This window comes from Brucella sp. IR073, from assembly GCF_049065735.1.
Taxonomy (GTDB): Bacteria; Pseudomonadota; Alphaproteobacteria; order Rhizobiales; family Rhizobiaceae; genus Paramesorhizobium.
The window spans coordinates 1-15692 of the sequence record NZ_JBAKHD010000004.1; the positions used below are offsets into that span (position 1 = coordinate 1).

A 15692-nucleotide genomic window follows, 5' to 3' on the forward strand; every position below is an offset into this window, starting at 1 on the left:
GGGCACCGAGATGGTGATGCCCGGCGACAACGTGACGATGAACGTGTCCCTGATCGTTCCGATCGCGATGGAAGAGAAGCTGCGCTTCGCTATCCGTGAAGGCGGCCGCACCGTCGGCGCCGGCATCGTGTCGAAGATCGTCGAATAATAAGAAGATTGTGCAGGAGGCCCTGCCTGTCCACACCGGGCAGGTGCCTGCCGCGAACAAGGAACAGATGAAATGAACGGTCAAAACATCCGCATTCGCCTCAAGGCGTTTGATCATCGGATCCTTGACGCTTCGACGCGGGAAATCGTGTCGACTGCCAAGCGTACCGGTGCCAATGTGCGCGGACCGATCCCGCTTCCGACCCGGATCGAGAAGTTCACGGTCAACCGGTCGCCGCACATCGACAAGAAGAGCCGCGAGCAGTTCGAGATGCGCACGCACAAGCGTCTTCTCGATATCGTTGACCCGACCCCGCAGACCGTCGATGCGCTGATGAAGCTCGACCTCTCCGCTGGTGTCGATGTCGAGATCAAGCTCTAAGAGCTTGAGGACGGAAGGAACGAACCCGATGCGTTCAGGTGTTATTGCACAGAAGCTGGGCATGACCCGCGTCTATAACGACGCCGGCGAGCATGTGCCTGTGACGGTTCTCCGCATGGAGAGCTGCCAGGTCGTGGCCCAGCGTACAGTTGAAAAGAATGGCTATACGGCTGTCCAGCTTGGTGTTGGACTAGCCAAGGTCAAGAACACGTCCAAGGCACTGCGCGGTCATTTCGCGAAGGCCGAGGTGGAGCCGAAGGCGAAAGTCGCCGAATTCCGCGTCTCGCCGGACAACCTTCTCGACGTTGGAGCTGAGATCACGGCGGAACATTTCGTTCCCGGCCAGAAGGTCGACGTGACCGGCACGACGATTGGTAAGGGCTTCCAGGGCGTCATGAAGCGCCACAATTTCGGCGGCCATCGCGCTTCGCACGGTAACTCAATTACCCACCGCGCGCATGGTTCGACCGGTCAGCGCCAGGACCCCGGCAAGGTGTTCAAGGGCAAGAAGATGGCCGGTCACATGGGGCAGACCCGCGTGACGACGCAGAACATTGAAGTCGTGTCCACGGATATCGATCGCGGCCTCATTCTGGTTCGCGGCGCGGTTCCGGGTTCGAAGGGCGCCTGGATCCTGGTGCGCGATGCCGTGAAGGCTTCGCTGCCCGAGAACGCGCCGAAGCCTGCGGCTCTCCGCCAGGCGGCAAAGACCGAAGCAGCGTCCTCCGCGCCGGAAACGGCCGCAGCGACTGAGGGAGCCGAATAATGGATCTCACGATTACAACTCTTGAAGGCAAGGACGCCGGCAAGGTGAAGCTCTCCGAGGAGATCTTCGGCCTCGACCCGCGCGACGACATCCTGCAGCGCGTCGTGCGCTGGCAGCTTGCCCGCCGCCAGCAAGGCACCCACAAGGCCAAGGGCCGCTCGGAAGTCGCCCGCACCGGCGCGAAGATGTACAAGCAGAAGGGTACGGGCCGCGCCCGCCACTCTTCGGCCCGCGCTCCGCAGTTCCGCGGCGGCGGCAAGGCCCATGGTCCGGTTGTTCGCAGCCATGACCACGACCTGCCGAAGAAGGTTCGTGCTCTCGGCCTGCGCCATGCGCTCTCGGCCAAGGCCAAGTCTTCCGACCTCATCGTCATCGACGATCTGGCCGCGAAGGAAGCCAAGACCAAGGCGCTGACGGAACAGTTCGCCAAGCTCGGTCTCGACAATGCGCTGCTCATCGGCGGTGCCGAGATCGACGTGAACTTCCAGCGCGCGGCCTCGAACATTCCGAATATCGATGTGCTGCCGGTGCAGGGCATCAACGTTTACGACATCCTTCGTCGCGGCAAGCTCGTTCTTTCCAAGGCGGCGGTCGAAGCTCTCGAGGAGCGTTTCAAATGACTGATCTTCGCCACTACGACGTGATCGTCAGCCCTGTCATCACCGAGAAGTCCACCATGGTTTCCGAACATAACCAGGTTGTCTTCAACGTGGCCCGCAAGGCGACGAAACCGGAAATCAAGGCTGCGGTCGAAGCGCTGTTCGGCGTCAAGGTCACCGCTGTGAACACCGCCGTGCGCAAGGGCAAGGTGAAGCGGTTCCGCGGCACCATCGGACGCCAGAGCGACGTCAAGAAAGCGGTCGTGACGATTGCCGAAGGCCAATCCATCGACGTTTCGACCGGTCTTTGAGAGGCCGTGGAGTAAAAGACAATGGCACTCAAGCATTATAACCCCACCACGCCCGGCCAGCGTCAGCTGGTCCTCGTGGACCGCTCCGAGCTCTATAAGGGCAAGCCGGTCAAGTCGCTGACCGAGGGCTTGACGAAGAAGGGCGGACGCAACAATTACGGTCGCATCACCGCCCGCTATCAGGGCGGCGGTCACAAGCGCACCTATCGTTTCGTGGACTTCAAGCGCCGCAAGCACGATGTCGCCGCGACCGTCGAGCGTCTGGAATACGATCCGAACCGCACGGCGTTCATTGCTCTCATCCGCTATGCGGACGGCGAGCTCTCCTACATCCTGGCGCCGCAGCGCCTGGCCGTTGGCGACACCGTCATCTCCGGCCAGTCGGTCGACGTGAAGCCGGGCAATGCGATGCCGCTTGCGGCGATGCCGGTCGGTACCATCATCCACAATGTGGAGATGAAGCCGGGCAAGGGCGGCCAGATCGCTCGTTCCGCCGGTACCTATGCTCAGCTCGTCGGCCGCGACCAGGGCATGGCGATCCTTCGCCTGAACTCCGGTGAGCAGCGTCTGGTTCATGGTTCCTGCTTCGCCACGGTCGGCGCGGTTTCGAACCCGGACCATGGCAACGTGTCGCTCGGCAAGGCAGGCCGCCGTATCTGGCTCGGCAAGCGTCCGTCCGTTCGCGGCGTCGCGATGAACCCGGTCGACCATCCGCATGGTGGTGGTGAAGGCCGTACCTCCGGTGGCCGTCATCCTGTTTCTCCGTGGGGCAAGCCCACAAAGGGCAAGAAGACGCGCTCCAACAAGGCGACGGACAAGTTCATCATGCGTTCGCGTCATCAGCGCAAGAAATAAGAGGGTAGTCTGAAATGGCTCGTTCAGTTTGGAAAGGCCCGTTCGTCGACGGCTATCTTCTCAAGAAGGCTGAGAAGGTGCGCGAGGGCGGTCGCAATGAGGTCATCAAGATCTGGAGCCGCCGCTCCACGATCCTGCCGCAGTTCGTCGGCCTGACCTTCGGCGTTTATAACGGCAACAAGCATGTGCCGGTTTCGGTGTCCGAGGAAATGGTCGGACACAAATTCGGTGAATTCTCTCCGACCCGGACCTATTATGGTCACGGTGCGGACAAGAAGGCAAAGAGGAAATAACGATGGGCAAGGCCAAGGCTCCGCGCCAGCTTAAGGATAACGAGGCGAAAGCCGTCGCCCGCACTCTCCGCGTCAGCCCGCAGAAGCTCAATCTTGTGGCGGCGTTGATCCGCGGCAAGAAGGTGAATGCGGCGCTCGCCGATCTGGAGTTCTCGCGCAAGCGGATCGCCGGAACGGTGAAGAAGACGCTCGAATCGGCGATCGCCAACGCAGAAAACAACCACGATCTCGATGTCGATGCTCTGGTCGTCGCGGAAGCCTATGTCGGCAAGTCGATCGTCATGAAGCGCTTTCACGTCCGTGGCCGCGGCCGCGCGAGCCGGATCGAGAAGCCCTTCTCGCATCTCACCATCGTCGTCCGCGAAGTCGCGGAAAAAGGGGAGGCCGCATAATGGGCCAGAAGATTAATCCGATCGGCTTGCGCCTCGGCATCAATCGCACCTGGGATTCGCGCTGGTATGCGAACACGGGCGAGTATGGCAAGCTGCTGCATGAGGACCTCAAGATCCGTCAGTATCTGATGGACGAGCTCAAGCAGGCCGCGATCTCCAAGGTGGTGATCGAGCGTCCGCACAAGAAGTGCCGCGTGACGATCCACTCGGCTCGCCCGGGCCTGATCATCGGCAAGAAGGGCGCCGACATCGAGAAGCTGCGCAAGAAGCTTTCCGAGATGACGAACTCCGACGCCGCGCTCAACATCGTTGAAGTGCGCAAGCCGGAAATCGACGCGACGCTCATCGCCCAGTCGATCGCCCAGCAGCTGGAACGCCGCGTGGCATTCCGCCGCGCCATGAAGCGCGCCGTGCAGTCGGCCATGCGTCTTGGCGCCGAAGGCATCCGTATCAACTGCTCGGGCCGTCTCGGCGGCGCGGAAATCGCGCGTATGGAGTGGTATCGCGAAGGCCGCGTTCCGCTGCACACGCTGCGCGCCGACATCGACTACGGTACGGCCGAAGCCCAGACCGCCTATGGCATCTGCGGCGTGAAGGTCTGGGTGTTCAAGGGTGAGATCCTCGAGCACGACCCGATGGCTTCCGAGCGCCGCGCCACCGAGGGCGAGGCCCAGGGACAATCGCAGAACCGCCGGCGCGAAAACGCCTGATCGGTTGACGGATTTGGAGTAGAGAACAATGTTGCAGCCTAAGCGCACAAAGTTCCGCAAGCAGTTCAAGGGCCGTATCCACGGCGCGTCGAAGGGCGGCACGGAACTCAATTTCGGCGCCTTCGGTTTGAAGGCGATGGAACCGGAACGCGTCACCGCGCGCCAGATCGAGGCGGCCCGCCGTGCGATCACCCGCCAGATGAAGCGTCAGGGCCGGGTCTGGATCCGCATTTTCCCGGACGTGCCGGTCACCTCGAAGCCGACCGAAGTCCGTATGGGTAAAGGTAAGGGCGGCGTGGATTACTGGGCGGCGCGTGTTGCCCCCGGTCGTATCATGTTCGAGCTTGACGGCGTACCCGAGGATGTGGCACGTGAGGCGCTCCGACTCGGGGCGGCGAAGCTCCCGATCAAGACGCGTTTCATCCAGCGCATTGCTGAGTAAAGCATGATCCCGAAAAGTTGCAGACTTTTCGGATAAGATTATGCGAAGGGAAAGAGAAGCAGCCATGAAAGCCGCTGAAGTACGGTTGCAAACCGTTGACCAGATGAATGACGAGCTGGCCAAGCTGAAGAAGGAGCAGTTCAACCTGCGCTTCCAGAAGGCGACCGGCCAGCTTGAGAAGACCGCGCGGGTCAAGCAGGTCCGCCGGGATATCGCACGTATCAAGACTATCGCCCGCCAGAAGGCGGCCGAAAGCAAGGCATAAGGAAAAGAAAATCATGCCTAAGCGCGTTCTGCAGGGCGTTGTCGTCAGCGACAAGAACGACAAGACCGTTGTGGTCAAGGTCGAGCGGCGCTATTCGCATCCGCTCCTCCAGAAGACCGTGCGCCAGTCCAAGAAGTACAAGGCGCATGACGAGAACAACCAATTCAAGGTCGGCGATGTCGTTTCCATCCAGGAATCGAAGCCGATTTCGAAGGACAAGACCTGGGTCGTCGTAACCGATACCCCGGCTGCGTAACGAAAGCATGACACCGGAAAGCCGCAAGGCTTTTCGGATAAGCTCATGCGAATAGATGCATGACCCTGAAAAGTTGTAGGACTTTTCGGATAAGGTTCATGCGAATAATAAGAAACATGCAATCGAGGGCAGGGCGCAAGTCCGGCCCGGCTGAACGAAAAGAAGGCGGCCAGTCATGATTCAGATGCAAACAAACCTCGACGTCGCGGATAATTCCGGCGCCCGTCGTGTCATGTGCATCAAGGTGCTGGGCGGTTCGAAGCGGAAATATGCTTCGGTCGGCGACATCATTGTCGTTTCGATCAAGGAAGCCATTCCGCGCGGCCGCGTCAAGAAGGGCGATGTGATGAAGGCGGTTGTCGTGCGCACCGCCAAGGATATCCGTCGCGCCGATGGCAGTGTTATCCGGTTCGACAAGAACGCTGCTGTTTTGATCGATAACAAGAAAGAGCCTATCGGCACCCGTATCTTCGGACCGGTTCCGCGCGAGCTGCGCGCCAAGAACCACATGAAGATCATCTCGCTGGCTCCCGAAGTGCTGTAAGGGAACAAGACGATGCAAAAGATTCGCAAAGGCGACAAGGTCGTCGTTTTGGCCGGTAAGGACAAGGGGCGTACGGGCGAAGTGCTCAGCGTCTCCCCGAAGGAAGACAAGGCCGTCGTGCGCGGCATCAATATGGTGAAGCGCCATCAGCGCCAGACCCAGACGCAGGAAGCGGGCATCATTTCGAAGGAAGCCCCGATCCATCTGTCGAATCTGGCTATTGCCGATCCCAAGGACGGCAAGCCGACCCGCGTCGGCTTCCGTATCGAGGATGGCGGCAAGAAGGTGCGTGTGGCAAAGCGTTCTGGAGAGTTGATCGATGGCTGAGGCAAAGATCGAACCGCGCTTGAAGAAGCATTACCAGGACGTAGTCCGCAAGGCGCTTCTCGAGCAGTTCAAATATGAAAACGAGATGCAGATCCCGCGCGTTGAGAAGGTCGTTCTCAACATGGGCGTCGGCGAAGCGACGGGCGACTCCAAGAAGCCGTCGGTTGCCGCTGAGGATCTGGCTCAGATTGCCGGCCAGAAGCCGGTGATCACCCGCGCCCGCAATTCGATCGCTACCTTCAAGGTGCGTGAGAATATGCCGATCGGCGCGAAGGTTACGCTCCGCAAGGATCGTATGTACGAGTTCCTGGACCGCCTGGTCACCATCGCGCTCCCGCGCGTTCGCGACTTCCGCGGCCTGAACCCGAAGAGCTTTGACGGCCGTGGCAACTTCGCCATGGGTATCAAGGAGCACATCGTGTTCCCGGAGATCAACTACGACAAGGTTGATCAGATCTGGGGCATGGACATCATCGTTTGCACGACCGCCACGACGGATGATGAAGCACGCGCCCTGCTGCGCGCCTTCAACTTCCCGTTCCGGCAGTAACGGCAAGCGTAGCGAGGTAATTGAAATGGCCAAGACTAGCGCAGTTGAAAAGAACAGGCGCCGTGAAAAGTTGGTTAAGCGTTACGCTGCGAAGCGCGCGCGTTTGAAGGCGGTTGTCATGAACCAGGGCCTTCCGCTGGACGAGCGCTTCCGCGCCACCATCCAGCTCGCCGAACTGCCGCGTAATTCGTCCAAGGTTCGCATCCGCAATCGTTGTGAGGTTTCGGGTCGTCCGCGCGGTTTCTACCGCAAGCTCAAAATGTCGCGTATCGCGCTGCGCCAGCTGGGTTCGCTCGGCCAGGTGCCCGGCGTGGTCAAGTCGAGCTGGTAAGGGAGAAGCCCCATGTCTATGTCAGATCCTCTCGGCGATATGCTGACCCGCATCCGCAACGCGATCGGCCGCAAGAAGACGAAGGTTACCACGCCTGCGTCCAAGCTGCGCGCCCGCGTCTTGGATGTGCTCCAGTCCGAAGGTTACATCCGCGGCTACAGCCAGACCGAATTCGAGAACGGCAAGGCCGAGATCGAAATCGAGTTGAAGTACTACGAAGGCGCGCCGGTGATCCGTGAGATCAACCGCGTTTCGAAGCCTGGCCGCCGCGTCTATGTGTCAGTCAAGTCGATTCCGCATGTTGCGAACGGCCTTGGTATCTCGATCCTCTCCACGCCGAAGGGCGTGATGGCGGATCATGAGGCCCGCGAACAGAACGTTGGTGGTGAGCTGCTCTGCCAGATTTTCTAATCTGGTAGAAGCTTACAGATAAACGGACAGGTATAAAAATGTCTCGTATCGGTAAAAAACCCGTGCCGGTCCCGGCAGGCGTAACCGCCACCGTCGATGGTCAGACCGTCAAGGCCAAGGGCGCGAAGGGCGAGCTTTCGTTCGTCGTTAATGATGAAGTGCTGGTGAAGCTGGAAGACAATGCGGTCCACGTGACCCCGCGCGACCAGTCGAAGTCGGCTAGGTCGAAGTGGGGCATGTCCCGCACGATGATCGCCAACATCCTTTCCGGGGTGAAGGACGGCGTTGAGAAGAAGCTCGAGATCAACGGCGTCGGCTACCGCGCAGCGATGCAGGGCAAGAACCTGCAGCTTTCGCTGGGCTTCAGCCATGAAGTGATCTACGAGGTCCCCGCCGGCATCACTGTTGCCGTGCCGAAGCCGACGGAAATCGTCGTCAGCGGCATCGACAAGCAGCAGGTCGGTCAGGTCGCGGCTGAAATTCGCGAGTATCGCGGCCCCGAGCCCTATAAGGGCAAGGGCGTCAAGTATGCCGGCGAAAAGATCGTCCGCAAAGAAGGCAAGAAGAAGTAAGGGACCAGCGTTATGGCATCGCCGAAAGAAACCATTCAGCGTCGCGCATCTCGCGTCCGCCGTCAGATCAAGGCGGTCGCCAATGGCCGCCCGCGGCTCAGCGTGCATCGCTCTTCGAAGAACATCTACGCCCAGATCATCGACGATACGCGCGGCGTCACGCTTGCTGCCGCCTCGACGCTCGATGGCGAGCTGAAGGGCTCGCTGAAGACCGGTGCGGACACGGCTGCGGCCGCTGCCGTTGGCAAGCTCGTCGCCGAGCGCGCCTCGAAGGCTGGTGTGAAGGAAGTCGTGTTCGACCGCGGCTCGTTCATCTATCACGGCCGCGTCAAGGCGCTGGCTGAAGCCGCCCGTGAAGCTGGGCTGAGCTTCTAAGCATCGCCTTTTCCGCCGCGTCATTCTCGGGCTTGTCTCGAGAATCTGCGGCGGCCAAGGAAGACTGCAACGCGCATTATTAGCCTCGTAGTGGCTAGATGCAGCGTAGTAGATTCTCGGGACAAGCCCGAGAATGACGAAGTAGACAAACATTGTGCTTCCGGAAAAGAAAAAGGAACTAGGAAATGGCACAGAGAGAACGTAACCGCGAAGAGCGCGGCGCCCGTGAGGAGCGCGACAGCGAATTCGTCGATAAGCTGGTTCACATCAACCGCGTGGCCAAGGTCGTCAAGGGCGGCCGTCGCTTCGGTTTTGCCGCGCTCGTCGTCGTCGGCGATCAGAAGGGCAGGGTGGGCTTTGGTCATGGCAAGGCGCGCGAAGTGCCGGAAGCCATCCGCAAGGCCACTGAAGCTGCCAAGCGCGATCTGATCTTCGTGCCGCTGCGCTCGGGCCGCACGCTTCATCATGACGTCGAAGGCCGTCACGGCGCCGGCAAGGTGCTCGTTCGCGCCGCCGCTCCCGGTACCGGTATCATCGCGGGTGGCCCGATGCGCGCTGTCTTTGAGACGCTCGGCGTGCAGGACGTTGTCGCCAAGTCGCTCGGCTCGTCGAACCCGTACAACATGGTTCGCGCCACCTTTGACGCGCTGAAGCATCAGATGCATCCGAAGGACATCGCTGCGCAGCGTGGCATCAAGTACTCGACCCTTCAGGCCCGCCGCCACACCGTGGTCGGCGCCGAAGAATAGTCGCCTGCGCAAGACAAGGAAGATAAGTGATGGCTGAGAAGAAGAGCAAGACGGTTACGGTCGAGCAGACCGGCAGCCCCATCCGTCGTCCGTCCGAGCAGCGCGCAACGCTGATTGGTCTGGGTCTTAACAAATTGCATCGTCGCAGCACCCTGGAAGACACGCCGGCGGTTCGCGGCATGATCGCCAAGGTTCAGCATCTCGTCCGCGTCGTGGACGAGGCCTGATAACGTGGGAGATTGGACAATGAAACTCAACGATTTGCGTGACAAGCCTGGCGCGACCAAGGCTCGCAAGCGCGTCGCCCGCGGTATCGGCTCCGGTTCCGGCAAGACCGCCGGTCGCGGCGTCAAGGGCCAGAAGTCCCGTTCCGGCGTTTCGATCAACGGCTTCGAAGGCGGCCAGATGCCGATCTATCGGCGCCTGCCGAAGCGCGGCTTTACCAACATCTTCGCCAAGAGCTATAATGTCATTTCGGTTGGCCGCGTTCAGCAGGCTATCGATGCCGGCAAGCTCGACGTGAAGGACGTGGTGAATGCCGAGGCACTCATCGCCGCCGGCGTCATCCGCCGTGCGAAGGATGGCGTGCGCCTGCTCGCCGATGGCGAAATCACCGCCAAGGTGAACTTCGACATCGCCGGCGCCTCCAAGGCCGCCATCGAGAAGGTCGAGAAATCGGGCGGCTCGGTGAAGCTGCCGGAAGCCGCGGCTGCCGCCGAGTAAGCATAGAGTCGGCAAGCGGTGATACGCGTTTGCAGCCGGGTGGAAACACCCGGCGTTGCATAATGCGGCAAACGGACTAATCTCACCGCTTGCACCTTTGTGCCCGTGCGCATATCTGGGGTAGGACCGCCCCTGGTTGGCGGGGGACAGACCGGAGATCTTCCATGGCATCGGCTGCAGAACAGCTTGCATCCAATCTAAATTTTGCGGCTTTTTCAAAGGCCGAAGAACTGAAACGGCGAATCTGGTTCACGCTGGGCGCGCTGCTCGTCTACCGGTTCGGTACCTATATCCCGCTGCCCGGCATCAATCCCGATGCGCTGGCGCAGGCTTTCCAGCAGCACAGCCAGGGGGTGCTCGGCCTTTTCAACATGTTCGCCGGTGGCGCCGTGGGTCGTATGGCCATCTTCGCGCTCGGCATCATGCCCTATATCTCCGCTTCGATCATCGTGCAGCTCATGACGTCGGTCGTTCCGTCGCTTGAAGCGCTGAAGAAAGAAGGGGAGGCGGGCCGCAAGGTCATCAACCAATATACCCGCTACGGCACGGTTCTGCTTGCGACCGTTCAGGCTTATGCCATCGCGGCGGGCCTCGAATCGGGCAACGGCATCGTCACCGATCCCGGCCTGTTCTTCCGAATCTCCACAGTCATCACGCTGGTCGGCGGCACGATGTTCCTGATGTGGCTGGGTGAGCAGATCACCGCGCGCGGCATCGGTAACGGCATTTCGCTGATCATCTTCTCCGGTATCGTCGCCAATCTGCCGCATGCCATCGGCGGTACGCTGGAACTGGGCCGTACCGGCGCGCTTTCGACCGCGCTGATTCTGGGCATTATCGTTCTTGCCATTGCGCTTATCGCCATCATCGTCTTCGTTGAGCGGGCGCAGCGCAGGCTTCTGATCCAGTATCCGAAGCGCCAGGTCGGCAACCGCATGTTCCAGGGCGATACGTCGCACCTGCCGCTGAAGCTCAACACCGCCGGCGTCATTCCGCCGATCTTCGCCTCGTCGCTGCTGCTTCTGCCGGCGACCGTTGCGGGCTTCGCCAACACGCAGGAGATGCCCGGCTGGGCGACGACGCTGCTCGCCGCGCTCGGCCACGGCCAGCCCATCTATATGGCGCTTTATGCTGCGCTGATGATCTTCTTCTGCTTCTTCTATACGGCCATCGTCTTCAATCCGAAGGATACGGCGGACCAGCTCAAGAAGCATTCCGGCTTTATCCCGGGCATTCGCCCCGGCGAGCGCACGGCGGAATATATCGATTATGTCCTGACGCGCATCACCGTCGTCGGCGCCATCTACATCGTGCTTGTCTGCCTTCTGCCCGAGTTTCTGATTTCGGCAACCGGCGTTCCCTTCTACCTTGGCGGCACGTCATTGCTCATCGTGGTCAGCGTGACGCTCGATACGGTCGCGCAGATACAGGGTCATCTGATCGCCCATCAATATGAGGGGCTCATCAGGAAATCGAAGCTTCGGGGAGGAAAGCGCTACAAATGAGACTGATTTTTCTTGGTCCTCCGGGGGCAGGCAAGGGGACGCAGGCCAAGTATCTGAGCGAGAAGCACGGCATTCCGCAATTGTCGACGGGTGACATGCTTCGGGCAGCGGTTGCCAATGAGACGGAAGTCGGCAAGCGCGCCAAGGCGGTGATGGATGCCGGGCAGCTCGTTTCCGACGACATCGTCAACCAGATCGTCTCGGAGCGGATCGATCAGCAGGATTGTGCCAAGGGGTTCATCCTCGACGGCTACCCCCGCACGGTCCCGCAGGCGAAGGCATTGGCCCGGATGCTTGAGGAGAAGGGCCTCGCTCTCGATGCCGTCATCGAGCTGAAGGTCGATGAGGCCGCTCTGGTTCGCCGCATGGAAAACCGGGTCGCCGAAACGACCGCCGCAGGCGGCAATGTCCGCTCGGACGACAATCCGGAATCCTTCCGCAAGCGTCTGGTGGAGTATCGCGAAAAGACCGCACCGCTTTCGGCCTATTATGCCGAGACGGGCGAGCTCAAAGTGGTCAACGGCATGGCCGACGTCGATACTGTGACCGCCGAGATCGAAAGAATACTGATACCGGCCTGAAGCTTTATAGCCGCGCGTGGCGTGGCATGACGCAAAGTCATCTGGACGATATTGGAAATGAATAGCCGGGGAGTTGACTTTTCCCGGCGATTCCGCCAAAGACTGCACCAATTCATCTCGTTTTGAATGGTCGGTGGCGGCGAAAACATCAAGAGCCGATACCGGTCATTTTATGCTGTCCGGGGCTTGCGAAACGAAAAGAGCGCGTGTCCGGACAGGGCAGCGGCAACATTAAGGAGAACAGGCGTGGCTCGTATTGCTGGCGTCAACATCCCGACGAACAAGCGCGTCATCATCGCGCTTCAGTATATTCACGGGATTGGGCCGAAATTCGCCCAGGAAATCATGGACAAGGTCGGCATTCCCGCCGAGCGCCGCGTCCATCAGTTGACGGATGCTGAAGTGCTTCAGATCCGTGAAACCATCGATCGCGACTATCAGGTCGAAGGCGACCTGCGTCGTGAGGTATCGATGAACATCAAGCGCCTGATGGACCTCGGCTGCTATCGCGGCCTGCGTCATCGCCGCTCGCTCCCGGTTCGCGGCCAGCGCACGCATACCAATGCGCGCACCCGTAAGGGCCCGGCCAAGGCGATTGCAGGTAAGAAGAAGTAAGAAGCGAATGGGAAGTCGCGAATAGCGAATAGAAAAAACCTATTCGCTAACCGCTATTTCGCTATTCGCTCTCTGGTGTAGCCGCTGGCATCACGGCGGCGTTGAGATCAACGGAAGGACTACCTTATGGCTAAAGAAGCCACGCGCGTTCGCCGCCGCGAGCGCAAGAATATCTCTTCGGGTGTTGCTCACGTCAATTCGACGTTCAACAATACGATGATCACTATTACGGACGCGCAGGGCAATGCGATTGCCTGGTCCTCTGCTGGTGCGCAGGGCTTCAAGGGTTCCCGCAAGTCGACCCCCTTCGCCGCGCAGATGGCCGCCGAGGATTGCGCCAAGAAGGCGCAGGAGCATGGCATGCGCTCGCTTGAAGTCGAGGTTTGCGGTCCGGGTTCGGGCCGTGAATCGGCGCTTCGCGCGCTGCAGGCCGCGGGCTTCATGATCACCTCGATCCGTGACGTGACCCCGATCCCGCACAATGGCTGCCGCCCGCGCAAGAAGCGCCGCGTCTAACATATAAACTGCGGATCACACATACCGCATGAGCCCTTTGGGGCTCCTCTGCGGTTCCACGCTCTGTCACCACGATTGGATGGTGGTGAAGGCAAGGACAAGGAAAAGCAAATGATCCAGAAAAACTGGCAGGAACTGATCAAGCCGAACAAGGTCGAGTTCCAGACCTCCGGCAGGACGAAGGCGACCGTCATCGCCGAGCCGCTCGAGCGCGGCTATGGTCTGACGCTCGGCAACGCGCTGCGCCGCGTGCTGCTGTCATCGCTGCGCGGCGCCGCCGTGACGGCGGTGCAGATCGACGGTGTTCTGCACGAGTTCTCCTCGATTGCGGGCGTTCGTGAGGACGTGACCGATATCGTGCTCAACATCAAGGAAATCGCCATCAAGATGGAAGGCGATGGCCCGAAGCGCATGGTTGTCCGCAAGGAAGGCCCGGGCGTGGTGACGGCGGGCGATATCCAGACGGTCGGTGATGTCGAGATCCTCAATCCGGACCATGTGATCTGCACCCTCGACGAGGGCGCGGAAATCCGCATGGAGTTCACCGTCAACACCGGCAAGGGCTATGTCCCCGCCGAGCGCAACCGCGCCGAGGATGCGCCGATTGGGCTCATCCCGGTCGACAGCCTCTATTCGCCGGTTCGCAAAGTGTCGTACAAGGTGGAGAACACCCGTGAGGGCCAGGTTCTCGACTATGACAAGCTGACGCTGAGCATTGAGACCAATGGCTCGATTTCCGGCGAGGACGCCGTGGCTTACGCCGCGCGTATCCTGCAGGACCAGCTGTCGATCTTCGTCAATTTCGACGAGCCGCAGAAGGAAGTTCAGCAGGAGCAGGTGGCGGAGCTCGCCTTCAACCCGGCGCTGCTGAAGAAGGTGGACGAGCTCGAATTGTCGGTCCGTTCGGCGAACTGCCTGAAGAACGACAATATCGTCTATATCGGCGACCTGATCCAGAAGACGGAAGCCGAGATGCTGCGGACCCCGAACTTCGGCCGCAAGTCGCTCAACGAGATCAAGGAAGTTCTGGCGTCCATGGGCCTCCATCTGGGTATGGAGATCCCGTCCTGGCCGCCGGAAAATATCGAAGATCTCGCCAAGCGTTACGAAGACCAATATTGAGAATTGCCGGGTAAACCCCGTAAGAAGATTGAAGGAGAAGGCTCATGCGCCACGGTAAATCAGGCCGCAAGCTGAACCGGACTGCCAGCCACCGCAAGGCGATGTTTGCCAATATGGCCGCTTCGCTGATCGAGCATGAGCAGATCGTGACGACGCTGCCCAAGGCCAAGGAAATTCGCCCCATCGTCGAAAAGCTTGTCACGCTCGGCAAGCGCGGCGACCTGCACGCCCGCCGTCAGGCAATCTCGGCAATCCGCGATGTGAAGCTTGTCGCCAAGCTGTTCGACACGCTGGCGACGCGCTATGCACAGCGCAATGGCGGCTATATCCGCATCATGAAGGCCGGCTTCCGTGCCGGCGACAACGCGCCGCTGGCCGTTGTCGAGTTCGTGGAGCGCGACGTCAACGCCAAGGGCGCCAAGGACCACGCCCGCACCGAGGCTGAGGCCTCCGAGGCGGAAGCTGCGTAATCAGCGTTTCGCATTTGAGATTGGAGGAAGGGGCCGCGAGGCCCCTTTTTCTTTGGGCCGTCGGCTCAAGGAGCCGGAGTGAGAAGCTCGATGCCGAACGACTGGAAATGCCTGCGGTTTTTGGTGACGACGACGAGCTGATGGACTTTGGCCGATCCTGCGATCAATGCATCGGCCAATCCGGGATTGTGCCCTGCGGCAATTGAGGCTGCTTCGAGCATGCCGGAAATGGAACAAACTTGTTTGTCGACGGCGATGATCCGATCATCGTAAGTCGCCAGAAGGCCGGAAAGCCAGATGCGAAGATTGCCGGCTTTTGTGGAAGCTCCCTTTCTTTCAAGAAGGCAGATTCCTTTTTCGATTTCGTGGATTGTCACGGCGGAGAGAAAGAAGCCGCCATTTGCTTCGATTCCTTCAAGCCATTCTGCCAATGCTATGGATGAGCGGGCTGTTGAAGGAAATAGCGATGAGATGATGTTGGTATCGAGCAGGTAGCCATTCATAAATCGACATCCCGCGAGGGGGAACGATTTCGCTCAAACTCTCCACCGGGAAATTTTTTGAGATAGGAAAGCAGGCTCGGCCGGTTCTTTTTGTTGAGCGTTTCCCGCGCGATTTCTGCTGCCTCAAGCGGAACCAGCGCGGCAACGGGCTTTCCGTCCCGCGTGATGGTGACGATTTCGCCTCTGTTTGCCTCGTCAATATAAGCCGACAGGCTGGCCTTGGCATCCTTGAGACTGACCGTGGACATGTTAATCCCGCACGTAGAGTGGCTGCATAGGATTCTATGAAGCCTTCGGTTGCAAATCAAGCGCCGTTGTTGGCAACCATCTCGGCTTTCATAATCCGGTCCATATCTATTCATTCATATCCATGGCTTGGC

Annotated in this window: 29 protein-coding genes and 1 pseudogene; 28 read left to right on the forward strand and 2 right to left on the reverse strand. The window is 60.0% G+C overall.

What is annotated here, in order from left to right:
• From tuf to rplQ, 28 genes and pseudogenes are all read left to right on the forward strand, one after another.
• Positions 1-148 (forward strand): annotated as a pseudogene (tuf, locus tag ACOWVG_RS09345) (elongation factor Tu); the annotation flags it as partial.
• 72 nt (positions 149-220) lie between these two features.
• Positions 221-529 carry a 30S ribosomal protein S10 gene (gene rpsJ / locus ACOWVG_RS09350; RefSeq protein WP_002964363.1) on the forward strand — a complete coding sequence of 103 codons (309 nt, stop codon included), beginning with the start codon at positions 221-223 and terminating at the stop codon, positions 527-529.
• Between the two features lie 28 nt (positions 530-557).
• Positions 558-1295, forward strand: coding sequence for a 50S ribosomal protein L3 (gene rplC / locus ACOWVG_RS09355; RefSeq protein WP_420961678.1), 738 nt, complete (start codon positions 558-560; stop codon positions 1293-1295).
• The gene (gene rplD / locus ACOWVG_RS09360) at positions 1295-1915 is read left to right on the forward strand and encodes a 50S ribosomal protein L4 (RefSeq protein ID WP_420961679.1); all 621 of its coding nucleotides are present in this window, start codon (positions 1295-1297) and stop codon (positions 1913-1915) included. The genes rplC and rplD overlap by 1 nt, the downstream gene beginning before the upstream one ends.
• Positions 1912-2205, forward strand: coding sequence for a 50S ribosomal protein L23 (locus ACOWVG_RS09365; protein WP_420961680.1), 294 nt, complete (start codon positions 1912-1914; stop codon positions 2203-2205). Before rplD ends, ACOWVG_RS09365 begins: the two co-directional genes overlap by 4 nt.
• A gap of 21 nt (positions 2206-2226) precedes the next feature.
• A complete protein-coding gene (gene rplB / locus ACOWVG_RS09370; protein ID WP_420961682.1) occupies positions 2227-3060 on the forward strand; it encodes a 50S ribosomal protein L2 in 834 nt (277 codons plus the stop codon).
• Positions 3061-3074: 14 nt separating this feature from the next.
• Positions 3075-3353 (forward strand): 30S ribosomal protein S19, encoded by a 279-nt coding sequence (gene rpsS, locus ACOWVG_RS09375; RefSeq protein ID WP_420961683.1) that lies wholly within the window; start codon positions 3075-3077, stop codon positions 3351-3353.
• Between the two features lie 2 nt (positions 3354-3355).
• Entirely contained in the window at positions 3356-3745 is a 390-nt protein-coding gene (gene rplV / locus ACOWVG_RS09380; RefSeq protein ID WP_420961685.1) for a 50S ribosomal protein L22, read from the forward strand.
• On the forward strand, positions 3745-4455 hold the full coding sequence (gene rpsC / locus ACOWVG_RS09385) for a 30S ribosomal protein S3 (protein WP_420961687.1): 711 nt from the start codon (positions 3745-3747) through the stop codon (positions 4453-4455). Before rplV ends, rpsC begins: the two co-directional genes overlap by 1 nt.
• Positions 4456-4483: 28 nt before the next feature.
• A complete protein-coding gene (rplP, locus tag ACOWVG_RS09390; protein ID WP_420961689.1) occupies positions 4484-4897 on the forward strand; it encodes a 50S ribosomal protein L16 in 414 nt (137 codons plus the stop codon).
• A gap of 64 nt (positions 4898-4961) precedes the next feature.
• Positions 4962-5162 (forward strand): 50S ribosomal protein L29, encoded by a 201-nt coding sequence (gene rpmC / locus ACOWVG_RS09395; RefSeq protein WP_188821187.1) that lies wholly within the window; start codon positions 4962-4964, stop codon positions 5160-5162.
• Positions 5163-5175: 13 nt separating this feature from the next.
• A complete protein-coding gene (gene rpsQ, locus ACOWVG_RS09400) occupies positions 5176-5418 on the forward strand; it encodes a 30S ribosomal protein S17 (protein WP_420961690.1) in 243 nt (80 codons plus the stop codon).
• A 175-nt stretch (positions 5419-5593) separates the two neighbouring features.
• Complete coding sequence (rplN, locus tag ACOWVG_RS09405) at positions 5594-5962, forward strand: 50S ribosomal protein L14 (protein WP_068881785.1); 369 nt, start codon at positions 5594-5596, stop codon at positions 5960-5962.
• 12 nt (positions 5963-5974) lie between these two features.
• Entirely contained in the window at positions 5975-6289 is a 315-nt protein-coding gene (rplX, locus tag ACOWVG_RS09410; protein ID WP_420961692.1) for a 50S ribosomal protein L24, read from the forward strand.
• Positions 6282-6839, forward strand: coding sequence for a 50S ribosomal protein L5 (gene rplE, locus ACOWVG_RS09415; RefSeq protein WP_420961694.1), 558 nt, complete (start codon positions 6282-6284; stop codon positions 6837-6839). The genes rplX and rplE overlap by 8 nt, the downstream gene beginning before the upstream one ends.
• Before the next feature lie 25 nt (positions 6840-6864).
• Complete coding sequence (gene rpsN / locus ACOWVG_RS09420) at positions 6865-7170, forward strand: 30S ribosomal protein S14 (protein ID WP_188821195.1); 306 nt, start codon at positions 6865-6867, stop codon at positions 7168-7170.
• Between the two features lie 12 nt (positions 7171-7182).
• Entirely contained in the window at positions 7183-7581 is a 399-nt protein-coding gene (gene rpsH / locus ACOWVG_RS09425; protein WP_420961696.1) for a 30S ribosomal protein S8, read from the forward strand.
• 38 nt (positions 7582-7619) lie between these two features.
• A complete protein-coding gene (gene rplF, locus ACOWVG_RS09430) occupies positions 7620-8153 on the forward strand; it encodes a 50S ribosomal protein L6 (RefSeq protein WP_420961698.1) in 534 nt (177 codons plus the stop codon).
• Between the two features lie 12 nt (positions 8154-8165).
• A complete protein-coding gene (gene rplR / locus ACOWVG_RS09435) occupies positions 8166-8528 on the forward strand; it encodes a 50S ribosomal protein L18 (RefSeq protein ID WP_420961700.1) in 363 nt (120 codons plus the stop codon).
• 185 nt (positions 8529-8713) lie between these two features.
• Positions 8714-9277, forward strand: coding sequence for a 30S ribosomal protein S5 (rpsE, locus tag ACOWVG_RS09440; RefSeq protein WP_420961702.1), 564 nt, complete (start codon positions 8714-8716; stop codon positions 9275-9277).
• A 29-nt stretch (positions 9278-9306) separates the two neighbouring features.
• Positions 9307-9504, forward strand: a complete 198-nt coding sequence (gene rpmD, locus ACOWVG_RS09445) for a 50S ribosomal protein L30 (RefSeq protein WP_420961704.1) — start codon at positions 9307-9309, stop codon at positions 9502-9504.
• A gap of 19 nt (positions 9505-9523) precedes the next feature.
• Entirely contained in the window at positions 9524-10000 is a 477-nt protein-coding gene (gene rplO, locus ACOWVG_RS09450; protein ID WP_420961705.1) for a 50S ribosomal protein L15, read from the forward strand.
• Between the two features lie 164 nt (positions 10001-10164).
• Positions 10165-11505: a preprotein translocase subunit SecY gene (secY, locus tag ACOWVG_RS09455; protein WP_420961707.1), complete on the forward strand. Its 1341-nt coding sequence runs from the start codon at positions 10165-10167 to the stop codon at positions 11503-11505.
• On the forward strand, positions 11502-12086 hold the full coding sequence (locus ACOWVG_RS09460) for an adenylate kinase (protein WP_420961709.1): 585 nt from the start codon (positions 11502-11504) through the stop codon (positions 12084-12086). Before secY ends, ACOWVG_RS09460 begins: the two co-directional genes overlap by 4 nt.
• A gap of 246 nt (positions 12087-12332) precedes the next feature.
• A complete protein-coding gene (rpsM, locus tag ACOWVG_RS09465) occupies positions 12333-12701 on the forward strand; it encodes a 30S ribosomal protein S13 (RefSeq protein ID WP_420961710.1) in 369 nt (122 codons plus the stop codon).
• Positions 12702-12827: 126 nt separating this feature from the next.
• A complete protein-coding gene (rpsK, locus tag ACOWVG_RS09470) occupies positions 12828-13217 on the forward strand; it encodes a 30S ribosomal protein S11 (RefSeq protein WP_068881772.1) in 390 nt (129 codons plus the stop codon).
• A 111-nt stretch (positions 13218-13328) separates the two neighbouring features.
• Positions 13329-14339: a DNA-directed RNA polymerase subunit alpha gene (locus ACOWVG_RS09475; protein WP_420961711.1), complete on the forward strand. Its 1011-nt coding sequence runs from the start codon at positions 13329-13331 to the stop codon at positions 14337-14339.
• 44 nt (positions 14340-14383) lie between these two features.
• Positions 14384-14809, forward strand: coding sequence for a 50S ribosomal protein L17 (gene rplQ, locus ACOWVG_RS09480; protein ID WP_420961712.1), 426 nt, complete (start codon positions 14384-14386; stop codon positions 14807-14809).
• Between the two features lie 65 nt (positions 14810-14874).
• On the opposite strand, the gene ACOWVG_RS09485 is transcribed toward rplQ, so the two are convergent.
• Together ACOWVG_RS09485 and ACOWVG_RS09490 are read right to left on the reverse strand one after the other, a co-directional pair.
• On the reverse strand, positions 14875-15312 hold the full coding sequence (locus ACOWVG_RS09485) for a type II toxin-antitoxin system VapC family toxin (protein ID WP_420961713.1): 438 nt from the start codon (positions 15310-15312) through the stop codon (positions 14875-14877).
• Entirely contained in the window at positions 15309-15560 is a 252-nt protein-coding gene (locus ACOWVG_RS09490) for a type II toxin-antitoxin system Phd/YefM family antitoxin (protein WP_420961715.1), read from the reverse strand. Before ACOWVG_RS09490 ends, ACOWVG_RS09485 begins: the two co-directional genes overlap by 4 nt.
• Between the last annotated feature and the right edge of the window lie 132 nt (positions 15561-15692).